At 76.1% G+C, this 23,929-nt stretch carries 21 protein-coding genes and 1 riboswitch; of the genes, 11 read left to right on the forward strand and 10 right to left on the reverse strand.

All coding sequences use genetic code 11. The features are described from left to right. Positions 1–105 precede the first annotated feature (105 nt). The 5 genes from pknB to thiO form a co-directional block, all read right to left on the reverse strand. Positions 106–2,118 carry a Stk1 family PASTA domain-containing Ser/Thr kinase gene (gene pknB / locus V1J52_RS11095; protein WP_330139492.1) on the reverse strand — a complete coding sequence of 671 codons (2,013 nt, stop codon included), beginning with the start codon at positions 2,116–2,118 and terminating at the stop codon, positions 106–108. 111 nt (positions 2,119–2,229) lie between these two features. Continuing rightward, on the reverse strand, positions 2,230–3,336 hold the full coding sequence (locus tag V1J52_RS11100; protein ID WP_330139493.1) for a DUF4190 domain-containing protein: 1,107 nt from the start codon (positions 3,334–3,336) through the stop codon (positions 2,230–2,232). A 49-nt stretch (positions 3,337–3,385) separates the two neighbouring features. Further along, the gene (locus V1J52_RS11105) at positions 3,386–4,207 is read right to left on the reverse strand and encodes a thiazole synthase (protein ID WP_330139494.1); all 822 of its coding nucleotides are present in this window, start codon (positions 4,205–4,207) and stop codon (positions 3,386–3,388) included. Positions 4,208–4,211: 4 nt separating this feature from the next. After that, positions 4,212–4,412, reverse strand: coding sequence for a sulfur carrier protein ThiS (gene thiS, locus V1J52_RS11110; RefSeq protein WP_330139495.1), 201 nt, complete (start codon positions 4,410–4,412; stop codon positions 4,212–4,214). Continuing rightward, a complete protein-coding gene (thiO, locus tag V1J52_RS11115) occupies positions 4,409–5,572 on the reverse strand; it encodes a glycine oxidase ThiO (RefSeq protein ID WP_330139496.1) in 1,164 nt (387 codons plus the stop codon). The genes thiS and thiO overlap by 4 nt, the downstream gene beginning before the upstream one ends. Continuing rightward, positions 5,570–5,683: riboswitch (TPP riboswitch) on the reverse strand. It overlaps the preceding gene by 3 nt. Positions 5,684–5,796: 113 nt before the next feature. On the opposite strand from thiO, the gene V1J52_RS11120 reads away from it, so the two are divergent. The 5 genes from V1J52_RS11120 to V1J52_RS11140 all read left to right on the forward strand — a co-directional run bounded on the left by V1J52_RS11120 (position 5,797) and on the right by V1J52_RS11140 (position 10,428). After that, positions 5,797–7,002, forward strand: coding sequence for an NAD(P)/FAD-dependent oxidoreductase (locus V1J52_RS11120; RefSeq protein ID WP_330139589.1), 1,206 nt, complete (start codon positions 5,797–5,799; stop codon positions 7,000–7,002). 103 nt (positions 7,003–7,105) lie between these two features. Continuing rightward, positions 7,106–7,471, forward strand: a complete 366-nt coding sequence (locus tag V1J52_RS11125; RefSeq protein ID WP_330139498.1) for an Rv2175c family DNA-binding protein — start codon at positions 7,106–7,108, stop codon at positions 7,469–7,471. Between the two features lie 86 nt (positions 7,472–7,557). After that, entirely contained in the window at positions 7,558–8,223 is a 666-nt protein-coding gene (gene thiE / locus V1J52_RS11130; protein ID WP_330139499.1) for a thiamine phosphate synthase, read from the forward strand. Positions 8,224–8,307: 84 nt separating this feature from the next. Then, positions 8,308–9,225, forward strand: a complete 918-nt coding sequence (gene metF / locus V1J52_RS11135) for a methylenetetrahydrofolate reductase [NAD(P)H] (RefSeq protein WP_330139500.1) — start codon at positions 8,308–8,310, stop codon at positions 9,223–9,225. A 21-nt stretch (positions 9,226–9,246) separates the two neighbouring features. Continuing rightward, on the forward strand, positions 9,247–10,428 hold the full coding sequence (locus V1J52_RS11140) for a hypothetical protein (RefSeq protein WP_330139501.1): 1,182 nt from the start codon (positions 9,247–9,249) through the stop codon (positions 10,426–10,428). A 63-nt stretch (positions 10,429–10,491) separates the two neighbouring features. On the opposite strand, the gene V1J52_RS11145 is transcribed toward V1J52_RS11140, so the two are convergent. Further along, the gene (locus V1J52_RS11145) at positions 10,492–11,955 is read right to left on the reverse strand and encodes a phytoene desaturase family protein (RefSeq protein ID WP_330139502.1); all 1,464 of its coding nucleotides are present in this window, start codon (positions 11,953–11,955) and stop codon (positions 10,492–10,494) included. Between the two features lie 599 nt (positions 11,956–12,554). Here V1J52_RS11145 and V1J52_RS11150 point away from each other — a divergent pair. From V1J52_RS11150 to V1J52_RS11160, 3 genes are all read left to right on the forward strand, one after another. After that, positions 12,555–13,040, forward strand: a complete 486-nt coding sequence (locus tag V1J52_RS11150) for an SAV_6107 family HEPN domain-containing protein (protein ID WP_330139503.1) — start codon at positions 12,555–12,557, stop codon at positions 13,038–13,040. Positions 13,041–13,104: 64 nt separating this feature from the next. After that, entirely contained in the window at positions 13,105–13,854 is a 750-nt protein-coding gene (locus tag V1J52_RS11155) for a class I SAM-dependent methyltransferase (protein ID WP_330139504.1), read from the forward strand. A gap of 271 nt (positions 13,855–14,125) precedes the next feature. Beyond that, the gene (locus V1J52_RS11160; protein WP_330139505.1) at positions 14,126–14,542 is read left to right on the forward strand and encodes an SCO2097 family morphological protein; all 417 of its coding nucleotides are present in this window, start codon (positions 14,126–14,128) and stop codon (positions 14,540–14,542) included. A gap of 102 nt (positions 14,543–14,644) precedes the next feature. Here the strand turns inward: V1J52_RS11160 and V1J52_RS11165 are convergent, their stop codons facing one another. From V1J52_RS11165 to V1J52_RS11180, 4 genes are all read right to left on the reverse strand, one after another. Beyond that, positions 14,645–17,074 (reverse strand): transglutaminase TgpA family protein, encoded by a 2,430-nt coding sequence (locus V1J52_RS11165; protein WP_330139506.1) that lies wholly within the window; start codon positions 17,072–17,074, stop codon positions 14,645–14,647. Beyond that, positions 17,071–18,390 (reverse strand): DUF58 domain-containing protein, encoded by a 1,320-nt coding sequence (locus V1J52_RS11170; protein ID WP_330139507.1) that lies wholly within the window; start codon positions 18,388–18,390, stop codon positions 17,071–17,073. The genes V1J52_RS11165 and V1J52_RS11170 overlap by 4 nt, the downstream gene beginning before the upstream one ends. Further along, a complete protein-coding gene (locus V1J52_RS11175; protein WP_330139508.1) occupies positions 18,390–19,403 on the reverse strand; it encodes an AAA family ATPase in 1,014 nt (337 codons plus the stop codon). Before V1J52_RS11175 ends, V1J52_RS11170 begins: the two co-directional genes overlap by 1 nt. Before the next feature lie 151 nt (positions 19,404–19,554). Then, positions 19,555–20,085: a beta-class carbonic anhydrase gene (locus V1J52_RS11180; RefSeq protein ID WP_330139509.1), complete on the reverse strand. Its 531-nt coding sequence runs from the start codon at positions 20,083–20,085 to the stop codon at positions 19,555–19,557. A gap of 342 nt (positions 20,086–20,427) precedes the next feature. Between V1J52_RS11180 and rsmH the strand changes: the two genes are divergently transcribed. The 3 genes from rsmH (at position 20,428) to V1J52_RS11195 (ending at position 23,883) form a co-directional block, all read left to right on the forward strand. Next, complete coding sequence (gene rsmH, locus V1J52_RS11185) at positions 20,428–21,393, forward strand: 16S rRNA (cytosine(1402)-N(4))-methyltransferase RsmH (RefSeq protein WP_330139510.1); 966 nt, start codon at positions 20,428–20,430, stop codon at positions 21,391–21,393. Next, positions 21,390–21,761, forward strand: a complete 372-nt coding sequence (ftsL, locus tag V1J52_RS11190) for a cell division protein FtsL (protein ID WP_330139511.1) — start codon at positions 21,390–21,392, stop codon at positions 21,759–21,761. The genes rsmH and ftsL overlap by 4 nt, the downstream gene beginning before the upstream one ends. 85 nt (positions 21,762–21,846) lie before the next feature. Next, the gene (locus tag V1J52_RS11195; RefSeq protein ID WP_330139512.1) at positions 21,847–23,883 is read left to right on the forward strand and encodes a peptidoglycan D,D-transpeptidase FtsI family protein; all 2,037 of its coding nucleotides are present in this window, start codon (positions 21,847–21,849) and stop codon (positions 23,881–23,883) included. The last annotated feature ends 46 nt before the right edge of the window (positions 23,884–23,929 follow it).

Below are 23,929 nucleotides of genomic sequence, written 5' to 3' on the forward strand. Positions count from 1 at the left end.
GCTTATATGCCACTAATCCCGGTCGTAGGTGAGGTGCGTCCTATGCCTCGGATCACAGGTGGTTGCCCGCTCAACGACCGCTCGGAGTTGCAGTCGCACGCAGGGTCAGCGAACCCAGAGGGTGATTTCCGAGCCCTTCGGGGCCTGCTCGCCGCCGTCCACGGACTGGTTGAAGACCTCGCCCGTGATGAACACGCGCCGCACGTCCACCTCGAAACCGGCGGCCTCGAGAGCCCGCACCGCCGCGTCCTCCTTGTCCCCGGTCACGTCGGGGACGGTGACCATCTCCGGCCCCTTGGAGAGGGTGAGCGTCACCGTGTCGCCGCGCGCCGCTGTGGCACCCGCCTCGGGCGACTGGCGGGCGACCGTGCCCGGCTCCCGTTCGGAGTGCACCCGCTCCTCGGCGATCCGCACGTCGAAACCGGCCTCCTGGAGGGCCGTGCGCGCGTCACCGCCGTCCACCCCCGCCACGTCCGGGACCTCGATCCGCTCGCCCTTGGAGACCGTCAGCGACACCGCCGTGCCCGGACGGCGCTCGGTGCCGGCGGGCGGCTCGGTGCGGATCACGGCGCCGCGCTTGACGGAGTCGCTGAACTCACGGGTGACGGACGCGGGCTCGAAACCGGCCCCCTCCAGCCGCTCGCGCGCCCGCGCCAGCGGCACGTCCGCCACGTCCGGCACGGCCACCACCTCGGGGCCGCGCGAGACGGTGATCGTCACCGTGGCGTTGCCCCGCACGCGCGCGCCCGGCCCCGGGTCGCTGCCGATGACCAGGCCGCGTTCGACCGTCGCGCTGTGCGCCCGCTCGACGCGCACGCCGAGGCCCGCCTCGGCGAGCGTCTGCTCGGCCTCGGCCTGCGGCATCCGCAGCACGCCGGGGGTGTGGGTGAACTGGCCGGAGTTGATGTACCAGACGCCCGCGCCCACCCCCAGCACCAGGAGCAGCACCAGGGCCAGGAGCGCGGCGGGCGACCTGCGTCCGCGCCGGCCCCGCCGTCCGCCGCCGTGCGGCGGGACGGGGACGGCGTCGTACGCGCCGCCGTCGTCGCGGCCGGTGGTGCGGGGCAGCCGCGCCGTGCGCCCGGTCTCCTCCCGCGGCGCCCCCGCGCGGTGCGGCGGGGCTCCGGCGGTGACCGGCGGCAGCACGCTCGTGCGCTCCACGTCCGGCTCCGGGTCCGCCCGGCGGTCCGCCACGCGCGGCAGCACCGTGGTGGGGTCGTCCGCCTCGTCCGGGGGCCCGGCCAGCGGCGGCACGGCGTCCAGCTCGGCGTCACTCAGCAGCGCGCGGGCGGCCCGCAGCTCGGCGAGCAGCGCGGCCGCGTCCGCCGGACGCCCGGAGGGCTCCCGCGCCGCCGCCCGCAGGACCAGCGCGTCCAGCGCCTCCGCGAGCCCCGGCACCGCGTCCGACGGCGTGGGCACGTCCCGGTGCAGGTGCTGGTAGAGCACCTGCGCGGGGGTCTCCCCGGTGTGCGGCTTGGCGCCGGTCAGCATCTCGTACAGCATCACGCCGCACGCGTACACGTCGGCCGTCGTCTCGGTGACGCCGTGCTCGATGTGCTCGGGCGAGAGGTAGGAGACGGTGCCCATCACCGACGTGGTCGAGACGGCGGTCTGCGCGCCGACCGCCCGCACCAGCCCGAAATCGGCGACCTTGACCCGTCCGTCGTCCCCGATCAGCACGTTCTCCGGCTTCATGTCCCGGTGGACGAGCCCGGCCCGGTGCGCCGCGCCGAGCGCCGCGAGCACCGGCTCCAGGACGTCGAGCGCGGCACGCGGCTGGAGCGCGCCCCGGCGCACCAGCACGTCCCGCAGCGTGCACCCCACGACGCACTCCATCGCCAGGTAGACGGACGTGCCGTCCGATCCCTGGTCGTACACGGCGACGACGTTGGGGTGGTCCAGCCGGGCCGCCGACCTGGCCTCCCGGATGAACCGCTCCACGAACTGCCGGTCGTGGACGAGGGAGGGGTGCATCACCTTCAGCGCGACCACGCGGTCCAGCCGGGTGTCCAGCGCCCGGTAGACCGTGGCCATGCCCCCGGCGGCGATCCGCGCCTGCACGCGGTACCGGCCGTCCAGCACGTGCCCGATCATCGGGTCCTGAAGGGTCGCGTCCACAGCAGGGAGTCTACGAGCCGCTACCGGCACCTCCGTTCGCGTCCCCGGCCCCCCGCCGTACTGCGACGCGTCCGTGACGAGACCGCAGCCGCGCCGCGACCGGCGGGCGGCTCAGACCTCGGTGGTGTCCTCGTCCCCGGCCTCGGCGCCCCAGCCGCCGGGCGGTTCGGTTGCCAGGCCCAGCGCGTCCCGCGCGGCGACGGCCTGCTCGTGCCCCAAGTGCCCGTACCCGGCCTCGTACGCCTCCCAGAACGCGGGCTCGCCGGCGGCGTCGGCGGCGCGTGCGAAGTGCCCGGCGCCCGCCTCCAGCTCCTCGCGCAGCGAGGTGACGGCCTCCCGCGCCTCATGCGGCCACCCGGCGTCGTCCAGCTCCGCGGCGGCCTGGCTCATCTCGCGGGCCGTCCGCTCGGCCCACCGGCGGGTCTCCGGCAGCGTGCCGCTCGTCGGCTCCGCCTCGAAGGCCGCGTCCACGGGGTTGAGCGCGTGCAGGTAGCGCACCTGGTGGACGTCCATGGTCGAGAGGTCGCTGCGGACGGAGGCGTCCAGCAGGCCGTCCCACCTGGCGTAGGTGCACAGCACCTCCCGGTCGCCCTGCCGCCAGGACACCTCGTCCGGGCTCAGATAGGAGAGGTACACGTCGTACGGCAGCGACCAGGCGTCCATGGCGTACTCCGCGCCCAGCTCACCGCACCGCTGTTCGGCCAGTTCCCCGACCCGGTCGTCACCGGGGAACGGACCGCCGGGCAGGTCGAAGGTCCCGAACGCCTCGGCCTCGTGCGGGTCGGAGCAGGGCGTGATGCGCACCGTGAACACCTCGTCGGTGGTGTCCGACCAGAAGTCGAAGCAGTCCCCCGCCTGGAGGGAGTAGACACCCACCTCCGAGGGGTAGGTCACCCGGCCCGTCTCGTCGCGTTCCGGCCCAGCCGGTCCGCCGGCCCCGGCGATGCGGGCGATGACGCCCAGCGTGAGGACGATCTGGGCGGCGGCCACCCACACGCCCGCGAGGGCCATGCCCCGGCCGCGCTCGCCCGTCCTGCGGATCTGCCTCAGCGCGACGAGGCCCAGGACGAAGCCGACGGGGAACGCGCACATGAGCGACGTCACCAGCGCCGCGACCGCCAGCCCGTTGAGCGGCGCCGGGGGCGCCGGGTACGGGTACGGGTACGGGGGCCAGCCCTGGGGGTGGGGCGGGCCGGGGGCCGGGGGAGGTGTGGTCACGAACCGTGCGCCTTCCGATGATCGTCCGGAGAGATGCGCGGATCGTACGTCAGTGCGAGAAGGCCGGACGCTCCGGGTCCAGATCGGGAAGACCGGCCTCTGGGGAGGAGGCCAGCGCGAAGTGGCGGCGGGGGATGCGGCCCGCCCGGTACGCCAGGCGGCCCGCCTCCGCGGCGTGCCGCATCGCGGCGGCCATCAGCTCCGGCTCCTGCGCCCGCGTCACCGCCGAGGCCAGCATCACCGCCGCACAGCCCAGCTCCATCGCCAGGGCCACGTCCGAGGCGGTGCCCGCACCCGCGTCCAGGATCACCGGCACCCCCGCCCGCTCGGTGATGAGCTGGAAGTTGTGCGGGTTGCGGATGCCCAGGCCCGAGCCGATGGGCGAGCCCAGCGGCATGACCGCCGCGCACCCGGCGTCCTCCAGCTTCCGGGCCAGCACCGGGTCGTCGTTGGTGTAGGGGAGCACGGTGAAGCCCTCGTCCACCAGCGTCTCGGCCGCGTCCAGCGTCTCCACCGGATCGGGCAGCAGCGTGCGCTCGTCCGCGATGACTTCCAGCTTCACCAGGTCCGTGCCCAGCGCCTCCCGGGCCAGTCGCGCCGTCAGCACCGCCTCACCCGCCGTGAAGCAGCCCGCGGTGTTCGGCAGGACGGCGATCCCCCGGCGCTCCAGGACGGACAGCACCGAGCCCCGCACCCCGGGATCGACGCGGCGCATGGCCACCGTCGTCAGCTCCGTGCCGGAGGCGGCCAGGGCGCGCTCCATGACGTCCAGGCTGGGCGCCCCGCCGGTGCCCATGATGAGCCGGGAGGAGAGGGTGAGGCCGCCGAGCACCAGCGGATCGGCGGGCGCGGCCGTGGGGGAGTCGGTCATGCGGTCAGCCTCCTTGGACGGCAGTCAGGACCTCGACCCGGTCGCCCTCGCCCAGCGGCGTGGCCGCCCACCGGCCGCGCGGCACCACCGTCTCGTTGACGGCGGCGGCGACACCGCTGCGGGCGGAGGTCAGATCCGCGACGAGGGCATCGAGGGTCGCCCCGTCGGGAACGACGCGGTCCTCGCCGTTGACGCGGACGTTCATACCGGAAGCTCCTGTCGTACGGGCGCGCCCGCGGCGGTGTGCGCGAACCGGCGCGGGGTGAAGGGGCGCGCGACCTCCGGCAGCTCGCCGGTGGCCAGCGAGGCGGCCAGCGCGTCCCCGGTGACGGGCGTGAGGAGCACACCGTTGCGGTGGTGCCCGGTCGCGAGCTGGAGACCCGGCAGCGCGGTCGGGCCCAGCAGCGGCGCGTTGTCCGGCGAGCAGGGCCGCAGACCGGCCCGGGTCTCCGCCAGCGGCAGCTCGGTCAGTCCCGGCACCAGCTCGTGCGCGTCGCGCAGCAGCTCGTAGACGCCGCCCGCCGTGACGGTGGTGTCCCAGCCCAGCTCCTCGCTCGTCGCCCCGACGACCAGCTCCCCGTCGGTGCGCGGCACCAGGTACACCTGCCCGCCCCGCACGACGGCCCGCACCGTGCGGGACAGGAACGGCGCCGGACCCGGCGGCATCCGCAGCCGCAGCACCTGGCCCTTCACCGGCCGCACCGGCGGGAGGACGTCGTCCGGCACGCCCGCCAGCCGTCCGCTCTCGCTGCCGCCCGCCAGCACCACCTGGTCGCAGGCCAGCTCCGCGCCGTCCGCGAGCAGCACGCCCCGCGCCCGGTCGCCGCCCACGAGCAGCCGCTGCGCGCGGGCGCGCCGGAACACCACCCCGGCCGCCGCGCAGGCGGTCAGCAGCGCCGCCGCCAGCCGCCTCGGGTCCACCTGGTGGTCGCCGTCCACCCGCAGCCCGCCGCGCACCCCGGGCGCCAGCATCGGCTCCAGACGGCGGCACTCCCGGCCCGTCAGCCACTGCGAGGTGAGCCCGCAGCGCTGCTGGAGGGCGTGCAGCTCCCGCAGGTGCGCGCGGTCGTCGGCGTCCAGCGCGACGGCGAGCGTGCCGCACGCGCGGTAGCCGACGTCCTGGCCCGACACCTCGGACAGCTCCGCGGCGAACGCGGCGTACCGCTCGGCCGAGGCCAGGTTGAGGGTGAGCAGCGTCTCCTCGCCGAAGTGCAGCTCCGTCACGGCCGCCAGCATCCCCGCGGCCACCCGCGCGGCCCCGCCACCCGGCTCCGGGTCCACGACCGTGACCCGCATCCCGCGCTGCGCGGCCCGCCAGGCCGTCACCAGCCCGATCACGCCTCCGCCGACCATCACCACGTGCATGGGGGTCCAGCTCCTCCCTTCGCCGGCATGATCCGGATCAGGTCCTTGACGGTCGGAGGCCGGCCAGCCTCCCTCTCAGCCCGGTGCGCCGGGCTCCCGCGAGTGCGTTATGACGACCACCCTACTGCCGGGCCCTGCACGTCCCGAAGCCGGAGTCCTAAAGTGACCGGGTGACCTCACGCAGCGAGCAGAGCGGGCAGCGCGTCGTGATCGCCGGCGCCGGAATGGCCGGGGTGCAGACGGCCGTGCAGCTACGCGAACAGGGCTGGCCGGGCGCGGTGACGCTGCTCGGCGCCGAACCGCACCGCCCCTACGACCGTCCGCCGCTGTCCAAGGCGGTGCTGTCCGGCAAGGCCGAGGGCGCCGCGTTCGACGTGGACTTCGACGCGCTCGCCGTCGACCTGCGGCTGGGCCGCACGGTGACGGGGCTGCGGCCGGCGGACCGGCTGCTCGACACCGCCGACGGCCCGGTCCCCTACGACCGGCTCGTCATCGCCACCGGCGCCGAACCCGTCGCCCTGCCGGGCAGCGCCGGTGTGCCCGGCGTGCACCTGCTGCGCACGCTGGACGACGCCGAGGCGCTGCGGCCCGTCCTGCGCGAGCGGCGGCGCGTCGTCATCGTCGGCGCCGGGTGGATCGGCGCCGAGTTCGCCACGGCCGCCCGCGAGGCCGGATGCCCGGTCACCGTCGTCGAGGCCGCGGCGCAGCCGCTCGCCGGGGCGCTGCCCGCCGCGGTCGCCGCCCGCATGCGCGGCTGGTACGCCGAGAGCGGCGCCGACCTGCGCACCGGTGCGGCCGTCACCCGCGTGCACGCCGACCCCGGGCACAAGGTGGAGCTGGCCGACGGCACGGTGCTGGCCGCCGACACCGTCGTCGTCGGCATCGGCGCGCGCCCGGCCACCGGCTGGCTCGCGGGCTCCGGCGTGGAACGGGCGCCGGACGGCTCGGTGCTGGCCGACGAGCGGCTGCGCACGACGGTGCCGCAGGTGTACGCCGTCGGGGACTGCGCCTCCTTCCCGTCCGCCCGCTACGGGCGGCGGCTGCTCGTCCACCACTGGGACAACGCCCTCCAGGGGCCGCGCGTGGTGGCCGCCGCGCTGGCCGGGGACGCGGGCCGGGCCGCCGGGGCGGACGACGCGCCGTACGACCCGGTGCCGTACTTCTGGTCCGAGCAGTTCGGCCGCTTCGTGCAGTACGCGGGGTACCACGGCGAGGACGACGAGGTGCTGTGGCGCGGCGGCCCGGACGGCGTCTCCTGGTCCGTGTGCTGGCTGCGCGAGGGCGTGCTGCGGGCCCTCCTCGCGGTCGGGCGGCCCCGGGACCTGGCGCAGGGCCGCAAGCTGATCGAGCAGCGCGCGCACCTGGACCGGACGCTCGCCTCGGACCCGACGGTGCCGCTGAAGAAGGCCGCGGCCCCGGCGAGGCGGTGAGGCCGGGGCGGGTGCTGCCGGGCGCCGGCGCCGGGGCGCCGCGGCCGGGCCGCCCGGCGGCCCGTGGTGCCGGATGTCCGCGCGGGATGGCAGGCTTGTACGCGTGACCGAGATTGACGCGAAGACCGATGCTCTCGTCCCCGCCTGGCTCACCCTGCCCGACATCGCGGAAAGGTTCGACGTCGAGGTGACGCGGGTTCGGCAGTTCATCAGGGAGGGCCTGCTGATCGCCGTGCGCCGCGGCGAGAACCGGGTGCTGATGGTGCCCGCCGACTTCATCGGCGAGGACCGCATCGTGAAGGGGCTCAGCGGCACGCTCACGCTGCTGCGGGACGACGGGTTCAGCGACGAGGAGATGCTGGAGTGGCTGTTCACGCCCGATGACACCCTGCCGGGCACCCCGGCCCAAGCCCTGCGGGAGAACCGCGGGACCGAGGTGAAGCGCCGCGCCCAGGCGCTCGCCGTCTGACACGTCCCGTCCGTGCGGGGGCGGGAGGGGGCGGCCCCGCACGCCGCCCCTCCCGCCCCCGCACGCCGCCCCAGGGGGAGAAGCGCATGACCACCGCCGACGCCCGGCTCGCCGACGCCCGGCTCTACCTGTGCACCGACGCCCGCACCGAGCGCGGCGACCTGCCCGCGTTCCTGGACGCCGTCCTGGCCGGCGGCGTGGACATCGTCCAGCTGCGGGACAAGGGCATGGAGGCCGGTGAGGAGCTGCGGCACCTCGCCGTGTTCGCCGAGGCGTGCCGCCGCCACGGCAAGCTGCTCGCCGTCAACGACCGGGCGGACGTCGCGCACGCCGCCGGCGCCGACGTGCTGCACCTGGGCCAGGGCGACCTGCCCGTCCCGGCCGCCCGCGCGATCCTCGGCGCCACGCCGGACGACGTCCTCGTCGGGCGCTCCACGCACGCGGAGGCCGAGGTGGACGCCGCGCTCACCGACGCGGGCGTGGACTACTTCTGCACCGGCCCCTGCTGGCCCACCCCCACCAAACCGGGGCGCCACGCCCCCGGGCTGCCCCTGGTGCGGTACGCCGCCGAACGCGCGGCGGCGCTGGGCAGCGAGCGGCCCTGGTTCGCCATCGGCGGTATCGACGCGGACAACCTGGACCAGGTGCTGGACGCGGGCGCCCGCCGGGTCGTCGTCGTCCGCGCGCTCACCGAGGCCGCCAACCCGCGGGCCGCCGCGGCCGCGCTGAGCGAACGGCTGCGCGCCCGCTGAACCGGCGCCGCGGGGTGTCCGCCGGGCCGTCCACCAGGTGGACGGCCCGCGAGGAGCCCCTGAGCAGCCGGTTAGCCTGCCCGTATGGCCCTCGGCATCTCCTCCACCAGGAAAGACCGCGCACTCACGATCCGTGAGCTGCTCGCCTCCGGCGAGCGCTCCTACTCGTTCGAGTTCATGGCACCCAGGACGCCCAAGGGCGAGCGGACCCTGTGGAACGCGATCCGCCGCATCGAGGCCGTCGGACCCACCTTCGTCTCCGTGACCTACGGAGCGGGCGGTTCCTCACGCGACGGCACCATCCGCGCCACCGAGCGGATCGCCACCGACACGACGCTCACGCCCGTCGCCCACCTGACGGCGGTCGACCACTCGGTGGCCGAGCTGCGCAACGTCATCGGCCAGTACGCGGGCGCGGGCATCCGCAACATGCTCGCGCTGCGCGGCGACCCGCCCGGCGACCCGATGGGCGAGTGGATCGCCCACCCCCAGGGCGTCCGCCACGCCTACGAACTGGTCGAACTGATCAAGGAGTCGGGGGACTTCTGCGTCGGCGTCGCCGCCTACCCGGAGATGCACCCGCGCTCGACCGACTGGGATACCGACATCCGCCACTTCGTCAACAAGTGCCGGGCCGGGGCGGACTACGCCATCACCCAGATGTTCTTCTACGCCGACGACTACCTGCGGCTGCGCGACCGGGTGGCGGCGGCGGGCTGCGAGACGCCGATCATCCCCGAGATCATGCCCGTCACGAACGTCCGGCAGATCGAGCGGTTCGCCGAACTGAGCAACGCAGCCTTCCCGCCGGAGCTTTCGGAACGCATCCTGGCGGTGAAAGACGATCCGGCGGCTGTACGCTCGGTCGGAATCGAGTACGCCACGGAGCTGGCTGCGCGGCTGATGGCCGAGGACGTCCCCGGACTGCACTTCATCACGCTCAACCACTCCACGGCGAGCCTGGAAATCTACGAGAACCTGGGGCTGCACCGGCGGTCCTAGGCTCGGTGTGAGGGGGCGTACATGGGCTGGACGGTCCTCTACATCGCGTTCGGCGTCGTGGCACTGTGGCTGCTGGGCGAGGTCCTGCTCCAGTACAAGGCCCGGCTGCGGTGGCGGCTGACCGCCTTCTTCGGCTTCCTCACGGTCGTCATCGGCGTCGTGCTGCCCTCGCTCGCGCTCATCGCGGCGGGCACGGTGGCCTTCGGCATCGGCCAGACCTTCGTGACGCTCTCCTTCCGCCGCGGTTTCGACCACGGCTGGGCGCTGGAGACCTCGCGGGGCCGCCGGGGCAGGAAGGCGCCGAGGGAGGCGGACGACGGCCCTCCCGCGCGGCCGGCCGACGCGCCGCCCGGGCTGGAGGTGTCCGGGCTGGAGGTGTCCGGGCCGGAGCACGCCACGGCCTACCGGACCGAGCCCGTCCCCGACGACACCGGCGGCTACGGCGTCTACCAGCGCTCCGGGGACGGGGACGGGGGCGGGTACGCGGACCCGTACGCCTACGCGTACCAGGGCCAGGAGCAGGGCCAGGACGGCGGCGGGTACGCGGACCGGGGCGGTTACCAGGACCAGGGCGGCTACGAGGGCCGGGACGGCGGTCACGCGGACCAGGGCCGGGACGGCGGTGGGCACCAGGACCCGTACCAGGGCCACCAGGGCCAGTACGCCGACCCCTACCAGGGCCACCACCAAGGCGGCGGCCAGGACGCGTACCCGGACCCGTACGGCCAGCCGTACGCCGCGGGCTACGGCGGCTACCAGGGCACGTACCCCGACCCGTACGGCACCTCCGGCGCGACCGGCGAGGAGGAGCAGCACCACTACGCGGCGAGCCCCGACCACGGCACCCCCTACGCGGCCTACACCGACCCGTACACCGGCGGCGGCCAGCCCTCCGGCCCCGGGCACGGCCAGGACCCCTACGCCGCCCCCGCCGCCTACGCCCCGCACCCCGGCGGCCAGGACACGTCCGACCCGTACGGCTTCCCCGGCGCCGGAGGGCACGGGGAGCGGCAGGGCGGCTACGGCGTCTACGCGGCCGGCGGCTACGACGCCTACGGCTACCCCGCGGACGCGTACGCGGAGCCGTCCGGCCCCGGCCAGACGCCGCCCGGGGGCGTGTGGGTGCCCCAGCCCCGCGACCCCGACCCGCAGCACCAGCCCTACCCCTACGGCGACTCCGCCCCCGACCCCCAGCGCTACTGACCCGGCCCCTCCCGCCGGACGGGCACCGTTCGCCGGACGGGCACCGCCCGCGCCGGGCCGCCGTCAGCGCGAACCGCGCCAGCCGGGGCCCTCGGTGACCAGACCGGCCACCAGGGCGCCCGACATCCCCGCGTGCGCCAGCCCGCCGCCCGGGTGCGCCCAGCCCCCGGCCGCGTACAGCCCCGGCGTGCCGCCCGCGTTCGGTACGGGACGCGGCCCGGCGCCCGGCCCCGCCAGCGCCGGAACGGGCACCGCCCCGCCGGGGACGCCCGTCTGGGCCGCGGCGTCCGCCGGGGTGTGGACGGCGTGCCACAGCAGCCGCTCCCGCAGCTCCGGCACCGCCCGTCCGGCGGCCGCGAGCAGCCGCCCGGCGTACGCCTGCGCCACCTCCGGCTCCGCCCAGGCCACCTCGCCGTCCGGCGGCACGGTGGCGGTGAGCGTCACCGCCTCGTGCCCGCCGTCCGGCACGCAGTCCGGATCGTCGGGCCTGCGCACGGTCACGGTGAGCCCCGCCGCCGGGTCCGGGCGGCCGAACAGCGCGGCCAGCTCGGCGTCCCTGGCGGGCGCGTGCACCACCGTGGTGTGCACCGCGTCCGCGGGCCGCGCCCCCCGCAGGGCCAGCGCCACCGTGAGCCGCCCCCGGCCCGGCGCCGGGCCGGGGTGCGGGCACGTCCCGTCCACGACGGCGTCCGCCGCCACCCGTGTGCCGTCCGCCAGCACCACGCCCGCCGCGCGTCCGTCCCGCACGTCGGTCCGGACCACCTCGGCGCCGAACACGAACTCCACGCCGCGCTCGGCGCAGCGCCGGTGGACGGCGTCCGCCAGCGCGCGCACCCCGCCGCCCACGTACCAGCCGCCGAACGTCTGCTCCAGGTAGGCCAGCACGCTCGCGCTCGCCGGAGCCGTGCGCGGATCGAGCCCGTGGCCCAGGGCGTAGTGCTCCAGCAGGGCGACCAGCCGGGGGTCGCCCAGCTCGTCGGCGGCCACCTCGGCGAGCACCGGCGGGCGGCGGCGCAGCAGGCCCCGGCGGCGCAGCGCCGGGTACGGGTCGGCCAGGGCGGCCGGCTCCGCCCGCTCCCCGGCCGTCAGCGGCTCCTCCAGGAGCGGGCGGCGGGTGGCGTCCCACGCCGTCCGCGCCCGGACCAGCAGGTCCGCCCAGCGCCGCCCCGACCCCTCGCCCAGCGCGGCGTCCAGCGCGCGCAGCACGCCCGCGCGGGAGGCGGCGGGCAGCGTGACGCCGGTGCCGTCCGCGAACAGGTGCCGGGCGCCCGGATCGACCTGGCGCAGGGCGACGCGGCTCTCCAGCGGCTCCCGCCCCGTCTTCAGGAACAGGTCCCGCCACACCGCGGGCAGCCACAGCACCCCGGGGCCCGTGTCGAAGGCGAAGCCGTCCCGCTCGTAGCGGCGCACGCCGCCGCCGTACGTCTGTCCGCGCTCGAACACCGTCACCCGGTGTCCCGCCGTCGCCAGCCGTGCCGCACCGGCCAGCGCGCCGAGCCCGGCCCCGATCACCGCAATCCGTGCCATGACCGGCGACCCTATCCCCGCCGCGCCGCCGCCCCCGCGCGGGCACCCCGCGCCCGCCTGGGGCCGGACGCCCAGGGCTGAGTAGCCGTACCCAGTCCCGGGCTTGAGTACCCGCGCGGATAGGCCGCGACCTGCCGGAACGGCACAGTGATGCGTACCGGGACAGCGCGGGGCCGCACCGCCGGCACGGGGCGGCGGAACGCCAGGCGCCTCCCGGAAGGGGGAGACCGGTACGGGGGAACGGGGGAACGAGGGGGAACGGGGAAACGGGGGACGGACGGGCGGCTCCGGTCATCACGCGACCGGAGCCGCCCGCGGCCGTCCACCGCCCCGGCCCGCGCCCCTTTCCTCCACCGTCCGGCCGTCAGCCCCCGGGGCCGCCGCCCGGCCGCTGTCGCCGTGCGCCGGACGGCGGCCCCTCCCGCCGGGCCCGCCCTTCGCCGGGCCTCCTTCCGGCCCGCCCCCTCCCACCGCGCCCGCGTCCGCACGGCGGTCCGTCCTGTGGTGGAAACAGCAGGTCAGGGCCGATTGTCAGTGGCGTGGTCCACGATGTGCGCATACGAGCCCTTGAGTGAAGGAAAGCGAAGGAGGCACCAGTCATGAAGCTGAGCGGGCCCCCGAGCGACATCCACCCCGTGCTGCGCCGGGCGGCCGCCCCGCCCGCCGCGCTGGACCTGCTGGCCCAGGCGCAGCACGGCCTCGACGAGGCCGCCGCCCACGAACTGCCCGGCGACCGCTACGCCACCGCCCACCTCGCCGCCCTGCGCACCGCCGCGGCCGTCCTCGCGGTGCGGGGGCGGCCCGAGGCGAGCGAGCGCGCCCGGCGCCGCATCCGCAGCGCCTGGGAGGTCCTGCCCGAGATCGCCCCGGAACTGACGGAGTGGAGCGTCCTGTTCGCCTCCGGCGCCCCCCGGCGCGCCCGCGCCGAGGCCGGGATACCCGGGGCGGTCACCTGGCGGGACGCGGACGACCTGCTGCGGGACGCCGGGATGTTCCTGCGCATCGTGGAGCGCATGCTGATCGCCCAGCCCGCGTTCCCCAGCGCGCGGGTGGACGCGGAAACGCCCCGGGCGGCGAGGCAATAGGGTGGGGCCTGCCAGCGGGTGACCGCAGTCGTCACCCACGCGAACCGCCGCCGAGGAGCACCGCATGTCCCGCCCGCGCGCAGCCCTTCGTACCGCCGTGGTCCGGGAGGTGCTGCGGGACGCGCTCGACCGCCGGGCCAAGGCGGCGGGCCGCCCCGTCCTCGACGTCCTGGACACCGGGGGCGGCTCCGGGCACTTCGCCGTGCCGCTCGCCCGCCTGGGCCACCGCGTCACCGTGGTCGATCCGAGCCCCGACGCCCTGTTCGCCCTGGAGCGCCGCGCCGCCGAGGAGGGCGTGGCCGACCGGGTGCACGGGGTCCAGGGCGACGCGCACGGGCTGTTCGACGTCGCCGAGCGCGGCGGGTACGACGCGGTGCTCTGCCACGGCGTCCTGGAGTACGTGGACGACGCCGCCGAGGGGCTGCGCAACGCCGTCGCCGCCCTGCGCCCGGACGGCGGCACGCTCAGCGTCCTCGCCGCGGGCCTGGGCGGCGCCGTGCTCGCCCGCGCGCTCGCCGGGCACTTCGCCGAGGCGCACCACGCCCTCGCCGATCCGGCCGGCCGCTACGGGGACGCCGACCCGGTGCCGCGCCGCTTCACCGCCGGACAGCTCACCGCCCTGGTGGCCGGCACCGGGCTGCACGTCGAGGCCGTCCACGGCGTGCGGATCTTCGCGGACCACGTGCCCGGGGCGCTGGTCGACACCGAGCCGAGCGCCGTGGAGGCGCTGGCCCACCTGGAGGCGGCGGCGGCCGAGTCGCCCGCCTTCCACGCCATCGCCACACAGCTGCACGTACTGGCCGAGGTGCGGTAGCGCTCCGAGCTGCGCGGGAGCCCGGCCGAGTGGGTCCGCCCACACCGGCGCCGACGCCCCCCGATCGGCTCAGCGTCGCCGTATGATCTAAGGACATCGTCAGGCATGACGGGCTTGAGTCAGGGAATGAACAGGCCACTGCCCTTGTCCGTCGTACCTGTCCTGATGGGAGGAACTGGCGCAGAGGGGCGGGTTTCACGGGGGCGATTCCCTGCCTATCCTTGAAGGGTCGCATCCGGTCGCCCCCGCGACCGACGAGTAGGAGGACTCCGTGCCGCTCTCTGAGCACGAGCAGCGCATGCTCGAGCAGATGGAGCGAGCGCTGTACGCCGAAGATCCCAAGTTCGCGACAGCGCTTGAGGGTAGTGAGCTGCGCGCGCCGACCCGCAAACGGGTCTACCAAGCGGTCGCGGGCTTTCTGGTGGGCATCGCGCTCCTCATGGCGGGCATGGTCGCGCAGGCGATCTGGGTCAGTGTGGTCGGCTTCCTGGTGATGCTCGGATGCGCCGTCCTGGCCGTGACCGGCTGGCGCAAGGCGCCGCAGGGCGGGGCCAAAGGACAGGGTGAGGGCAGCGGGCAGGGCCGTGGCGGCCCCGCCACCGGCCGCGGCCGGCAGCAGCGCCCGCGGCGCTCGATGATGAACCGCATCGAGGACCGCTGGCAGCGCCGCCGCGACGAACAGCAGTAGCCGGGTTCCTTCTCCCCGGCCGCGACCCACGCGAGAGGCAGCCCGTTCCCCGGAACGGGCGGCCTCTCGCGCTGCTGTGCGTCAGCCGCGTGCTGCCGTGCGTCAGTCGCGGGCGGCCCGGGCGCGGGGGCGCAGGGAACCCAGCGCGGTCCCGGCCCGGCGGAGCGGTGCGCGGACGGCGTCCGCCACCGCCGCACACCGCTCCGTGGCCGCCCACACCACCCGGACGGACGAACGCGGCAGCAGCCGTGCCCGCACCCGCGTCCCCCGGTCGGCCGACGCCCGCAGCCCGGCCCGGACCCGCCGGACGTCCGCCGCGAGGCCGCCGTCGGCCGGGTGCCCCGGCCCCGCCGCGGCCGCCGGCGCGTAGAGCGCCGCCTCCACCGCGCCGGTCAGCCGGTGCGCCGCGGCCGCCGCGTCATCCGGCAGCCGCCCTTCCGCGATGATCCGCTCCGCCGCCTGCCGGGGTGTGCGGGACGCGTCCGGTGGAACACCGTGGTCCCAAGCGGAGTCCAGCACCTCGCGCCACGCCGCGAGCACCCCCGCCCGCGGGTCGGGTGCCCGCCCCGGGGCCGGACGCTGCCCGGGAGCGGCGAGCCGTCCGGAACGGGCCCGTTCCCGCCACAGCAGGGGCAGCAGCGCCAGCGCCAGGACCAGCAGGACCGCCGCACCGGCGAGCAGCCACCACCACGGCCGGGAGCCGTCGTCCCCGGACGGGGCCGCGCCCAGCTCCGCGTCGCCGCACTCGCCCGCCCGGCGCGACTCCTCCGGGCAGCCGTCACGCGGCAGCGGCTGCGGCCGGGGAGCGGTGGTCGCCTCCGGGCTCGGCAGCTCCGGGCCTTCGGTGGCGTCCGGCGCGGGCAGCGCGGGGCTGGCGTACTCCGGGGTGCTGCCGCGCGACGGCGTGGGCTCGAACCGGGTCCAGCCGACGCCCTCGAAGTACAGCTCGGGCCACGCGTGCGCGTCCCTGAGTCCCACCTCGCGGGTGCCGTCCGAGAGGGCCGTGCCCGAGGTGAAGCCGACCGCCACCCGGGCGGGGATGTCCAGCGTGCGCGCCATCGCGGCCATGGAGAACGCGAAGTGGACGCAGAAGCCCTCCCTCTGCTCCAGGAACCGCACGATGGCCTCCGTGCCGCTGCCCGCCTCCACCTGCGTGTCGTAGGTGAAGCTGCCCGAGCGGGCGAACCACTCCTGGAGGGCGACGGCGCGCCCGTAGTCGCTGGTGGCCGCGCCGGTCACCGCGTACGCCGTGTCCCGCACGACGGCGGGCAGCGCGCCTGGCACCTCGGTGTACTCCCGCAGCAGGCCGGCGGGCGGCCGCGGGGCACCCGCGAGCTGCTCGGCCGTCGGCCGCAGCCGCAGGCTCTCCACCTCGTACTGCGCCCCTTCCGTCGTCTGGCCGCGGTCGCCGACCAGCGTGCGGCCCTCGGGCTCGAAGCGCCAGCGACCGTCGATGCTGACCCGCTGGGCGGGGTACGGCATCGGCAGCCAGTTCTGCCGGTACCAGTCGGCCGCCCTGATCCGCGTCGTGACGACCTCACCGGCCACGTCGGAGGCGAGCCCGGGGGGCGGCGGGAGCGTGCCCGGCACCTCCTCGATGCGCCGTTCCGACGGCTTCCAGGCGGCGCCGTCGAACTGGTCCAGCGCCACGATCCGCAGGTACTCGTCCCCGGCGTCCGCGGGGTCCGTCCCGTAGGTGAGCACGGTGCGGTCCTCGGGCTGGTTCAGGCTGTCCTGCAACGCGACCACCGGGTTCACGGCGGACACCGTGGAGCCGGTGCCGGGGAGGTTCCCGGCGCCCCCGGAGGGGCCGATCAGCCCGGTGCCGAGCGAGGGCAGCAGCACCGGGACGACCAGCGCCAGGCCGAGCGCGGCCACACCGATGCGGCGCCCGGTGTGCGCCGGGGAGCCCGGGTCCGCCGGGGCGCCGGGCCGCCCGGTGAACACCTCGCCCCACTGGGCGAGCCGGTCGCGGGCCTCGGCGAGGAGCAGCAGCAGGTACCCGGCCGCCGCGCACAGGAACCACAGCCAGCTCCCGGAGTCCTGGCCGCCGAGCCCGGCGGCCACGGAGAACAGTGCGAGCAGCGGCAGCCCCGCCGGGGCGGAGCTGCGGTAGGTCACGGCCAGCACGTCCACGAACAGGCCGATCAGGAGCACGCCGGCGACCAGCATGAGCCGTATGCCGTCGCTGACCGGCGCCGGTATGGCGAACTGGCCCACGTCCTCGGCGCCCCGGGCGAGCAGTGCCGCGAAGTGCTCCCACGCGCGCGGTCCGGGGACGACGAGGGCCACCGCCGACTCGCGGACGAAGACGAGCGTCAGCAGCAGCAGCGACGTGACGGCCTGCGCGGCGACCGTCAGCGGACGGGGGAGCGGCACACGCCGGGCGGCGGCGCCCACCGCGCCCTGCCCGGCCAGGAGCACCGCCGCCTGCGCCAGCCAGCCGTAGCCCTCCACCAGCGGCAGCAGCGCCGTCGCCGCCGCCAGGGTGGCCAGCCAGGCGCACACCGTGAGCCTGCCCTGCCCGCTCACCGGCTTCCACCTCCCGGGCCGCCGGCGCCCGCGGCGGCCTGCGCCTGCGCCGGATCGGCCGACTGCCACAGGGCCGGGAGGGCGTCGCCCGGGGAACAGGGCAGCACCGTCCACCCCGCTTCCCGCAACGCCCGCATCCGTACCTCCTCCGTCTGCGCGGACTGCTGGCCCCGCGCCGCCAGGGCCACCGCCGCCCCGGCCCGCTGCCGGATGCGGGCGGCCACGTCCGTCTGCTCGGTGTCCAGCGCGCCGAGGAACGCCACGAGCAGCCCCTCGGTGCTGTCCCGCAGGACGTCGTGCGCCCGCGCGAAATCCCGTTCCGCCGAGTGCTCCACCACCGCGAGGGTGTCCAGGATCAGCCCGGCGGTGTCCGTCGAGTCCGCGTGGAAGCCGCCGCCGTCAGGTCCCGGCACCAGCGCGCCGGTGTCCGTCAGCAGCCGCACCTGGTAGCCGCGCGCCAGCAGGTGCACGACCGTGGACGCGGCGCCGCCGACGGCCCACTCGAAGGCCGAGCCCGGCCCCGAGCCCCTCCAGGCCCCGCGCCGGGTGTCCAGAAGCACCGTGCAGCGGGCCTGTGCGGGCTGCTCCTCGCGGCGCACCATCAGCTCGCCGCGCCGCGCGGTGGTGCGCCAGTGCACCCGCCGCACGTCGTCGCCGTACCGGTAGGCGCGCGGGATGACGTCGTCGTCGCCGGTCACCGCGAGGGCCCGGCGCTGCCCCTCCCCGTACCCGGCGGCCTCGCCCGGCAGCCGGACCGGCGGCAGCGGCTCGACGGCCGGGATCACCGTGAGCGTGTCCTGGGCGCTGAACGAGCGGATCAGCTCCACCATGCCGAACGGGTCGGTGACGCGGAGCTGGAGCGGGCCCAGCGGGTAGCGCCCGCGCAGGTCCGAGCGCACCCGGTAGGAGACCTCCCGGCGCCCGCCCGGCTCCACCCGGTCCAGCACGAAGCGCGGCCGGGGCCCGAGCACGTAGGGCACCCGGTCCTGGAGCATCAGCAGCCCGGTCGGCAGCCGGGAGACGCTGTCGATGCGCAGGTGCACCCGGGCCTCGTCCCGCACGGCCACCCGGGCCGGGTCGAGCCGCCGCGAGGCGGTGACCCGGTGCCGGGTGCGGTGCAGCACCACGACGCACACCGCCGGCAGGGCGGCGAGCAGCACGCCCACCCGCAGCAGACCCGGCTGCCCCAGCACGTAGGCGCACACCGCCGCCGCGATCCCGGCGGCCAGGAAGGACCGGCCCCGCGTGGTGAGCCCGCCGAAGGAGGCGCGCAGCGAACCGCGCGCCTCCCGGTCCGTCCCGCGCGGGCCGCCCATCAGTACCTCCGGGGCTGCGGCCGGGCCTGCGGGCCGCCCCAGGCGGACGCCGGGTCGGGCAGCGGGGTGCGCTGGACGATCTCGCCCACGATCTGCTCGGCGCCGCGCCGGTTCAGCTGGGCCTGCGCGGTCGGCAGCAGCCGGTGCGCCAGCACGGGGACGGCCAGGGCCTGCACGTCGTCCGGCAGGGTGAACTCCCGGCCGGCGAGCGCGGCGGCGGCCCGCGCCGCCCGCAGGAGCTGGAGCGTGGCGCGCGGTGACGCGCCGAGCCGCAGCTCGGGGTGACCGCGCGTGGCCGACACCAGTTCGACCGCGTACCGGCGCACCGCCTCCGAGATGTGCACCTCGCGCACCGCCTCGATGAGCTTGACGACGTCGTGGGCGTGCGCGACCGGCTGGAGGTCGTCCAGCGGCGAGACGCCCCCGTGCACGTCGAGCATCCGCAGTTCGGCCTCGGGGCTCGGGTAGCCGATGGACAGCCGGGCCGTGAACCGGTCGCGCTGCGCCTCGGGCAGCGGGTAGGTGCCCTCCATCTCGACCGGGTTCTGGGTGGCCACCACCATGAACGGGTCGGGCAGCGGGTAGGTGCGCCCGTCCGTGGTGACCTGGCGCTCCTCCATCGACTCCAGCAGCGCCGACTGCGTCTTCGGGGAGGCGCGGTTGATCTCGTCACCGATGACGATCTGCGCGAACACCGCGCCCGGTTTGAACTCGAACTCGCGGCTGTCCTGGTCGTAGACGCTGACGCCGGTGATGTCCGACGGCAGCAGGTCGGGGGTGAACTGGATGCGCCGCACCGAGCAGTCGATGGAGCGGGCCAGCGCCTTGGCGAGCATCGTCTTGCCCACCCCGGGCACGTCCTCGATGAGGAGGTGCCCCTCCGCGAGCAGCACCGTGAGCGCCAGCCGCACGGCCTCCGGCTTCCCCTCGATCACGCTCTCCACCGAGCGGCGCACCTGGTCCGCTGTGGTGGTCAGATCGCTGAGGTTCCCTCGTGCGTCATAGGTCGTCACCCGGCCCTCCTCGGCCCGTCGTGGCCGGGCCTCACGGGTAACGAGACCGGCCCACCCCGACATCACACGGCGCCCGGGGGCCGCCGCGCCCGGCGGACGCGGCGGCCCGAGGCCGTTGATGATTCATTCTTCCTGTACGCCGGGCCTTACGTCACTGCCCCGGGGGCACCCCGGCGTCGATCTCTCGCAGGGAACCCGTCGCCACGTCGAAGACGAAGCCGCGCACATCATCAGTGTGCGGCAGGAACGGGGAGGTCTGGACCCGCCGGATCGACTGGCGCACGTCCTGGTCGAGGTCGCGGAAGCACTCCACGGCCCAGGACGGCCGCTGGCCCACCTCCATCTCCAGCTCGTGGCGGAAGTCCTCGGTGAGCGTCAGCAGGCCGCAGCCCGTGTGGTGGATGAGGACGACGGCCCGGGTGCCCAGGGCGCGCTGGCTGATCGTCAGGGAGCGGATGACGTCGTCGGTGACGACACCGCCCGCGTTGCGGATGGTGTGGCAGTCGCCGAGTTGCAGGCCCAGTGCGGCGTGCAGGTCGAGCCGGGCGTCCATGCAGGCCACGATGGCCACCTTGCGCACCGGCCGGGCGTCCATGCCCGGGTCCGTGAACCGGGCGGCGTACTCGGCGTTGGCTTCGACGAGACGGTCGGTGACCGTCTCCGGATTCGAGGAGGTCGGCATGGTCAGACGGTAGCCGGACGCCGCCGCCAGGGCACGGCAGCGGGCCGGACGTACGGGAGGAATGGGACGAGCGGCCCCCGGTGTGAGGCAGCCCACACACCGCCGTGGAGGCGTCGGTGGTGCGCGGTGGACCGTCCGGTGACGTGTGGCGGTACCGGCGGGACGCGCCAGACCGGTTGATTGACCGGGCGGACGTCTGGACTAGAGTGGCGCGAGCGGGAGGCGAGCGGCACATTCCGGCCATTCCCGGCATCCGACCGGCATCCGACCGGCATCCGACGACGGCGCCCCGAAGGGCCTCCCCGGGCCGCCCGCCGGAGCGGACCGGATCTGAGAGGGCTCATGACCAGCAGCGACGAGCGGCACGTTCCCGTCATGCTCCAGCGGTGCCTGGACCTGCTGGCGCCCGCGCTCGCCGAGCCCGGCGCCGTGGTCGTGGACTGCACGCTGGGCCTGGGCGGGCACAGCGAGGCGCTGCTCACCGCCTTCCCCGAGGCCCGGCTCGTCGCGCTCGACCGGGACCCGGCCGCGCTGCGGCTCGCCGCCGAGCGCCTGGCCCCCCACGGCGACCGGGCCACGCTCGTGCACGCCGTCTACGACGAACTGCCCGCCGTGCTCGCCCGCCTCGGCACCCCGCGCGTCCAGGGCGTCCTGTTCGACCTCGGCGTCTCCTCCATGCAGCTCGACGAGGCCGACCGGGGCTTCGCCTACGCCCAGGACGCCCCGCTGGACATGCGCATGGACCAGAGCCGCGGGATCTCCGCCGCCGAAGTGCTCAACACCTACCCGCCGGGCGACCTGGTGCGGCTCCTGCGCGCGTACGGCGAGGAGAAGCAGGCCAGGCGCATCGTCGAGGCCGTCGTGCGGGAACGCGCGGAGGAGCCGTTCAGCCACAGTGCCCGCCTGGTGGACGTCATCCGGGCCGCGCTGCCGCAGGCGGCCAAGCGCACCGGCGGCAACCCCGCCAAGCGCACCTTCCAGGCCCTGCGCATCGAGGTGAACGGCGAACTCGCCGTCCTGGAGCGGGCGCTGCCCGCCGCCGTGGACGCCCTCGCCGTGGGCGGGCGTATCGCCGTGCTGTCCTACCACTCGCTGGAGGACCGGCTCGTCAAGCAGGTCCTGGCGGCCGGTGCCGCCGGTACGGCGCCCCCGGGCCTGCCCGTCGTGCCCGAGCGCTACCAGCCCCGGCTGGAACTGCTGACCAGGGGCGCGGAGCTGCCCCGCGAGGAGGAGGTCGCCCGCAACCGCCGCGCCGCCCCGGCCCGGCTGCGCGGCGCCCGCCGCATCCGGGAGGTCGCACCCGTATGAGGGCGGCGACGCGGTGGCAGGAGCGGGTCGGCCGGTTCGTGCCCTCCGGCGGGTCCCGTGCGGCCCGCACCCCGTTCGTGCTGCTGGTCGTGCTGCTGCTCGGCTCCGGACTGCTGGCCCTGCTGCTGCTCAACGCGGCCGTCAACGAGGGCTCGTTCGAACTCGGCAAGCTCCGCGAGCAGACCCGGGAGTACGCCGAGGAGGAGCAGGGACTGCGGCAGGACGTGGACGCCTACTCCGCGCCCGGCGCGCTCGACAAGCGGGCCAGGGAGCTGGGCATGGTCCCCGGCGGCCCCCCGGTCTTCCTCCGCCCGGACGGCACCGTCCAGGGCGACCCCGAACCTGCGGCACCCGACTCCGGGAGGTGAGCGCCGTGCGCGACGCGCGGTACGTACCCGCTCCAAGGGACGCCGGCGGGCCCGCCGGCGCGTCCGGCCCCGCCGGGGCCGGGCGGTGAGCGCGGAGGAGCCCCCGCGCCGCCGGGTGCCCCGCCCGGCGCGGCCGGCGCGCGGCGGCGGCCCGGCGCGGTCCGGCCGCGAGGGCAAGCCCGGCGCCCGCGAACCCGCCGCCCGCAAGCCCGAAGGGCGCAAGCGAGCCGAGCGCAAGCCCGCCGCCCGCAAGCCCGCCGCCCGGCGTCCCGCGCGGCCCGCCGCGGCCAGGGAACTGCGGCTCGCGCGGCCCCGAGCCCGGCTGCGGCTGCTGAGCGTGGCCGTCACCCTGGTGCTGACGGCCTTCACCCTGCGCCTGCTCCAGGTGCAGGCCGTCGACGCGGACAGCTACGCCGAGGCGGCCAACGTCAACCGCTACGTCACCGTGCCCATCGCGGCCGAACGCGGCGCGGTCACCGACCGCAGGGGCCGGGACCTGGCCACCACGGTCGACGCCTACGACATCACCGCCGACCCGTTCCTCTTCAAGGCGGAGCAGGCGCTCGTCCCGGACGCCCCGGCCCGCGCCGCCGCGCTCCTCGCCCCGATACTGGGCCAGGACCCGGCCGAACTGGAGGCCAAGCTCACCGACCCGCCCTCCGAGCGGTACGTCCTGCTGGCCCGGCAGCAGCCGCCGCAGGCGTGGCGGCAGATCCAGGACCTCAGGGCGGCCCTGGCCGACAAGGCGGACAAGGCGCAGGGGAAGGCGCCCAACGTGCTGGCCGGCGTCTACGCCGAGCCGCGCTCCAAGCGCCTCTACCCGAACAAGGAGCTGGCCGCCCGCGTGCTCGGCTTCGTCAACGCCGAGGGCGAGGGCGGCGGCGGCCTGGAAGCCCAGTACGAGCAGGAGCTGGCGGGCGAGGACGGCAAGATCACCTACGCCCAGTCGGCGGGACGCCGGGTGCCCACCGCGGGCGGCCAGGAGCAGCCCGCCACCCCGGGCACCGGGATCGAACTGACCCTGGACCGGGACATCCAGTGGGCCGCCCAGCAGGCCATCACCGACCAGGTGGAGGAGTCCGCGGCCGACGGCGGCTACGTCATCGTGCAGGACACCCGTACCGGGGAGGTCCTGGCCATGGCCAACGCCCCCGGCTACGACCCCAACGACCTGTCCACCGTCACCACCGGGACGCTCGGCAACCCCGCGCTCCAGGACGTCTACGAACCCGGCTCCACCGCGAAGCTCATGACCATGGCCGCCGTCCTGGAGGAAGGCGTCGCCACACCCACCACCCGGGTCACCGTGCCCAACCGGCTCCCGCGGGCCGGCCGCAACTTCGCGGACGACCACAACCACGAGACCTACCACCTGACCCTGGCCGGCGTGCTCGCCAAGTCCAGCAACATCGGCACCATCCTGGCCGCCGAGCGCCTGGGGAAGACGCAGAAGCAGGCCAACAAGGTGCTGCACGGCTACCTCACCGACTTCGGGCTCGGCCGCCCCACCGGCCTCGGTTTCCCCGGCGAGAGCCCCGGCATCCTCGCCCAGCCCGAGGACTGGAGCCCGACCCAGCAGCACACCATCACCTTCGGCCAGGGCGTGTCCGTCAACGCGCTCCAGGCCGCCTCCGTCTACTCCACCATCGCCAACGGCGGCGTGCGGATCACCCCGAGCCTCGTGCGCGGCACCACCGGGCCCGACGGGCGCTACGAACCGGCGCCCGAACCCGGGCGGAACCGGGTCGTCAGCGCGAAGACGGCGGCCGACCTCACCCGGATGCTGGAGGAGGTCGTCACCGATGAGGAGGGCACGGGCCGCACGGCCGCGATCCCCGGCTACCGGGTGACCGGCAAGACCGGCACCTCCAACCGGGTCGACCCGGAGACCGGCCGCTACAGCGGCTACACCGCCTCCTTCGCGGGCTTCGCGCCCGCCGACGACCCGCGCGTCACCGTCTACTGCGCGGTGCAGAACCCCACCAAGGGCGGCTACCACGGCAGCACGGTGTGCGGTCCGGTGTTCCAGCACGTCATGCAGTTCGCCCTCAAGACCCTCCAGGCCGCGCCCACCGGCGGCAAGGCCCCCGACCTGCCCACCACGTTCGAGCCGGGCGACTGACGCGCGACACGCGCGACTCCAGCCCACCCGGACGGCCCAAGCGAAC

Source organism: Streptomyces solitudinis, from assembly GCF_036323765.1.
In the GTDB taxonomy this organism is placed as follows: domain Bacteria; phylum Actinomycetota; class Actinomycetes; order Streptomycetales; family Streptomycetaceae; genus Streptomyces.

What these genes read in the sequence shown, in the direction of transcription:
- V1J52_RS11105 (WP_330139494.1), bottom strand. Translation starts at nt 4,207, where the DNA reads ATGACCGACTCCCCCACGGCCGCGCCCGCCGATCCGCTGGTGCTCGGC.
- thiS (WP_330139495.1), bottom strand. Translation starts at nt 4,412, where the DNA reads ATGAACGTCCGCGTCAACGGCGAGGACCGCGTCGTTCCCGACGGGGCG.
- thiO (WP_330139496.1), bottom strand. Translation starts at nt 5,572, where the DNA reads ATGCACGTGGTGATGGTCGGCGGAGGCGTGATCGGGCTGGTGACGGCC.
- V1J52_RS11120 (WP_330139589.1), top strand. Translation starts at nt 5,797, where the DNA reads ATGGCCGGGGTGCAGACGGCCGTGCAGCTACGCGAACAGGGCTGGCCG.
- thiE (WP_330139499.1), top strand. Translation starts at nt 7,558, where the DNA reads ATGACCACCGCCGACGCCCGGCTCGCCGACGCCCGGCTCTACCTGTGC.
- metF (WP_330139500.1), top strand. Translation starts at nt 8,308, where the DNA reads ATGGCCCTCGGCATCTCCTCCACCAGGAAAGACCGCGCACTCACGATC.
- V1J52_RS11140 (WP_330139501.1), top strand. Translation starts at nt 9,247, where the DNA reads ATGGGCTGGACGGTCCTCTACATCGCGTTCGGCGTCGTGGCACTGTGG.
- V1J52_RS11145 (WP_330139502.1), bottom strand. Translation starts at nt 11,955, where the DNA reads ATGGCACGGATTGCGGTGATCGGGGCCGGGCTCGGCGCGCTGGCCGGT.
- V1J52_RS11150 (WP_330139503.1), top strand. Translation starts at nt 12,555, where the DNA reads ATGAAGCTGAGCGGGCCCCCGAGCGACATCCACCCCGTGCTGCGCCGG.
- V1J52_RS11155 (WP_330139504.1), top strand. Translation starts at nt 13,105, where the DNA reads ATGTCCCGCCCGCGCGCAGCCCTTCGTACCGCCGTGGTCCGGGAGGTG.
- V1J52_RS11170 (WP_330139507.1), bottom strand. Translation starts at nt 18,390, where the DNA reads ATGGGCGGCCCGCGCGGGACGGACCGGGAGGCGCGCGGTTCGCTGCGC.
- V1J52_RS11180 (WP_330139509.1), bottom strand. Translation starts at nt 20,085, where the DNA reads ATGCCGACCTCCTCGAATCCGGAGACGGTCACCGACCGTCTCGTCGAA.
- rsmH (WP_330139510.1), top strand. Translation starts at nt 20,428, where the DNA reads ATGACCAGCAGCGACGAGCGGCACGTTCCCGTCATGCTCCAGCGGTGC.
- ftsL (WP_330139511.1), top strand. Translation starts at nt 21,390, where the DNA reads ATGAGGGCGGCGACGCGGTGGCAGGAGCGGGTCGGCCGGTTCGTGCCC.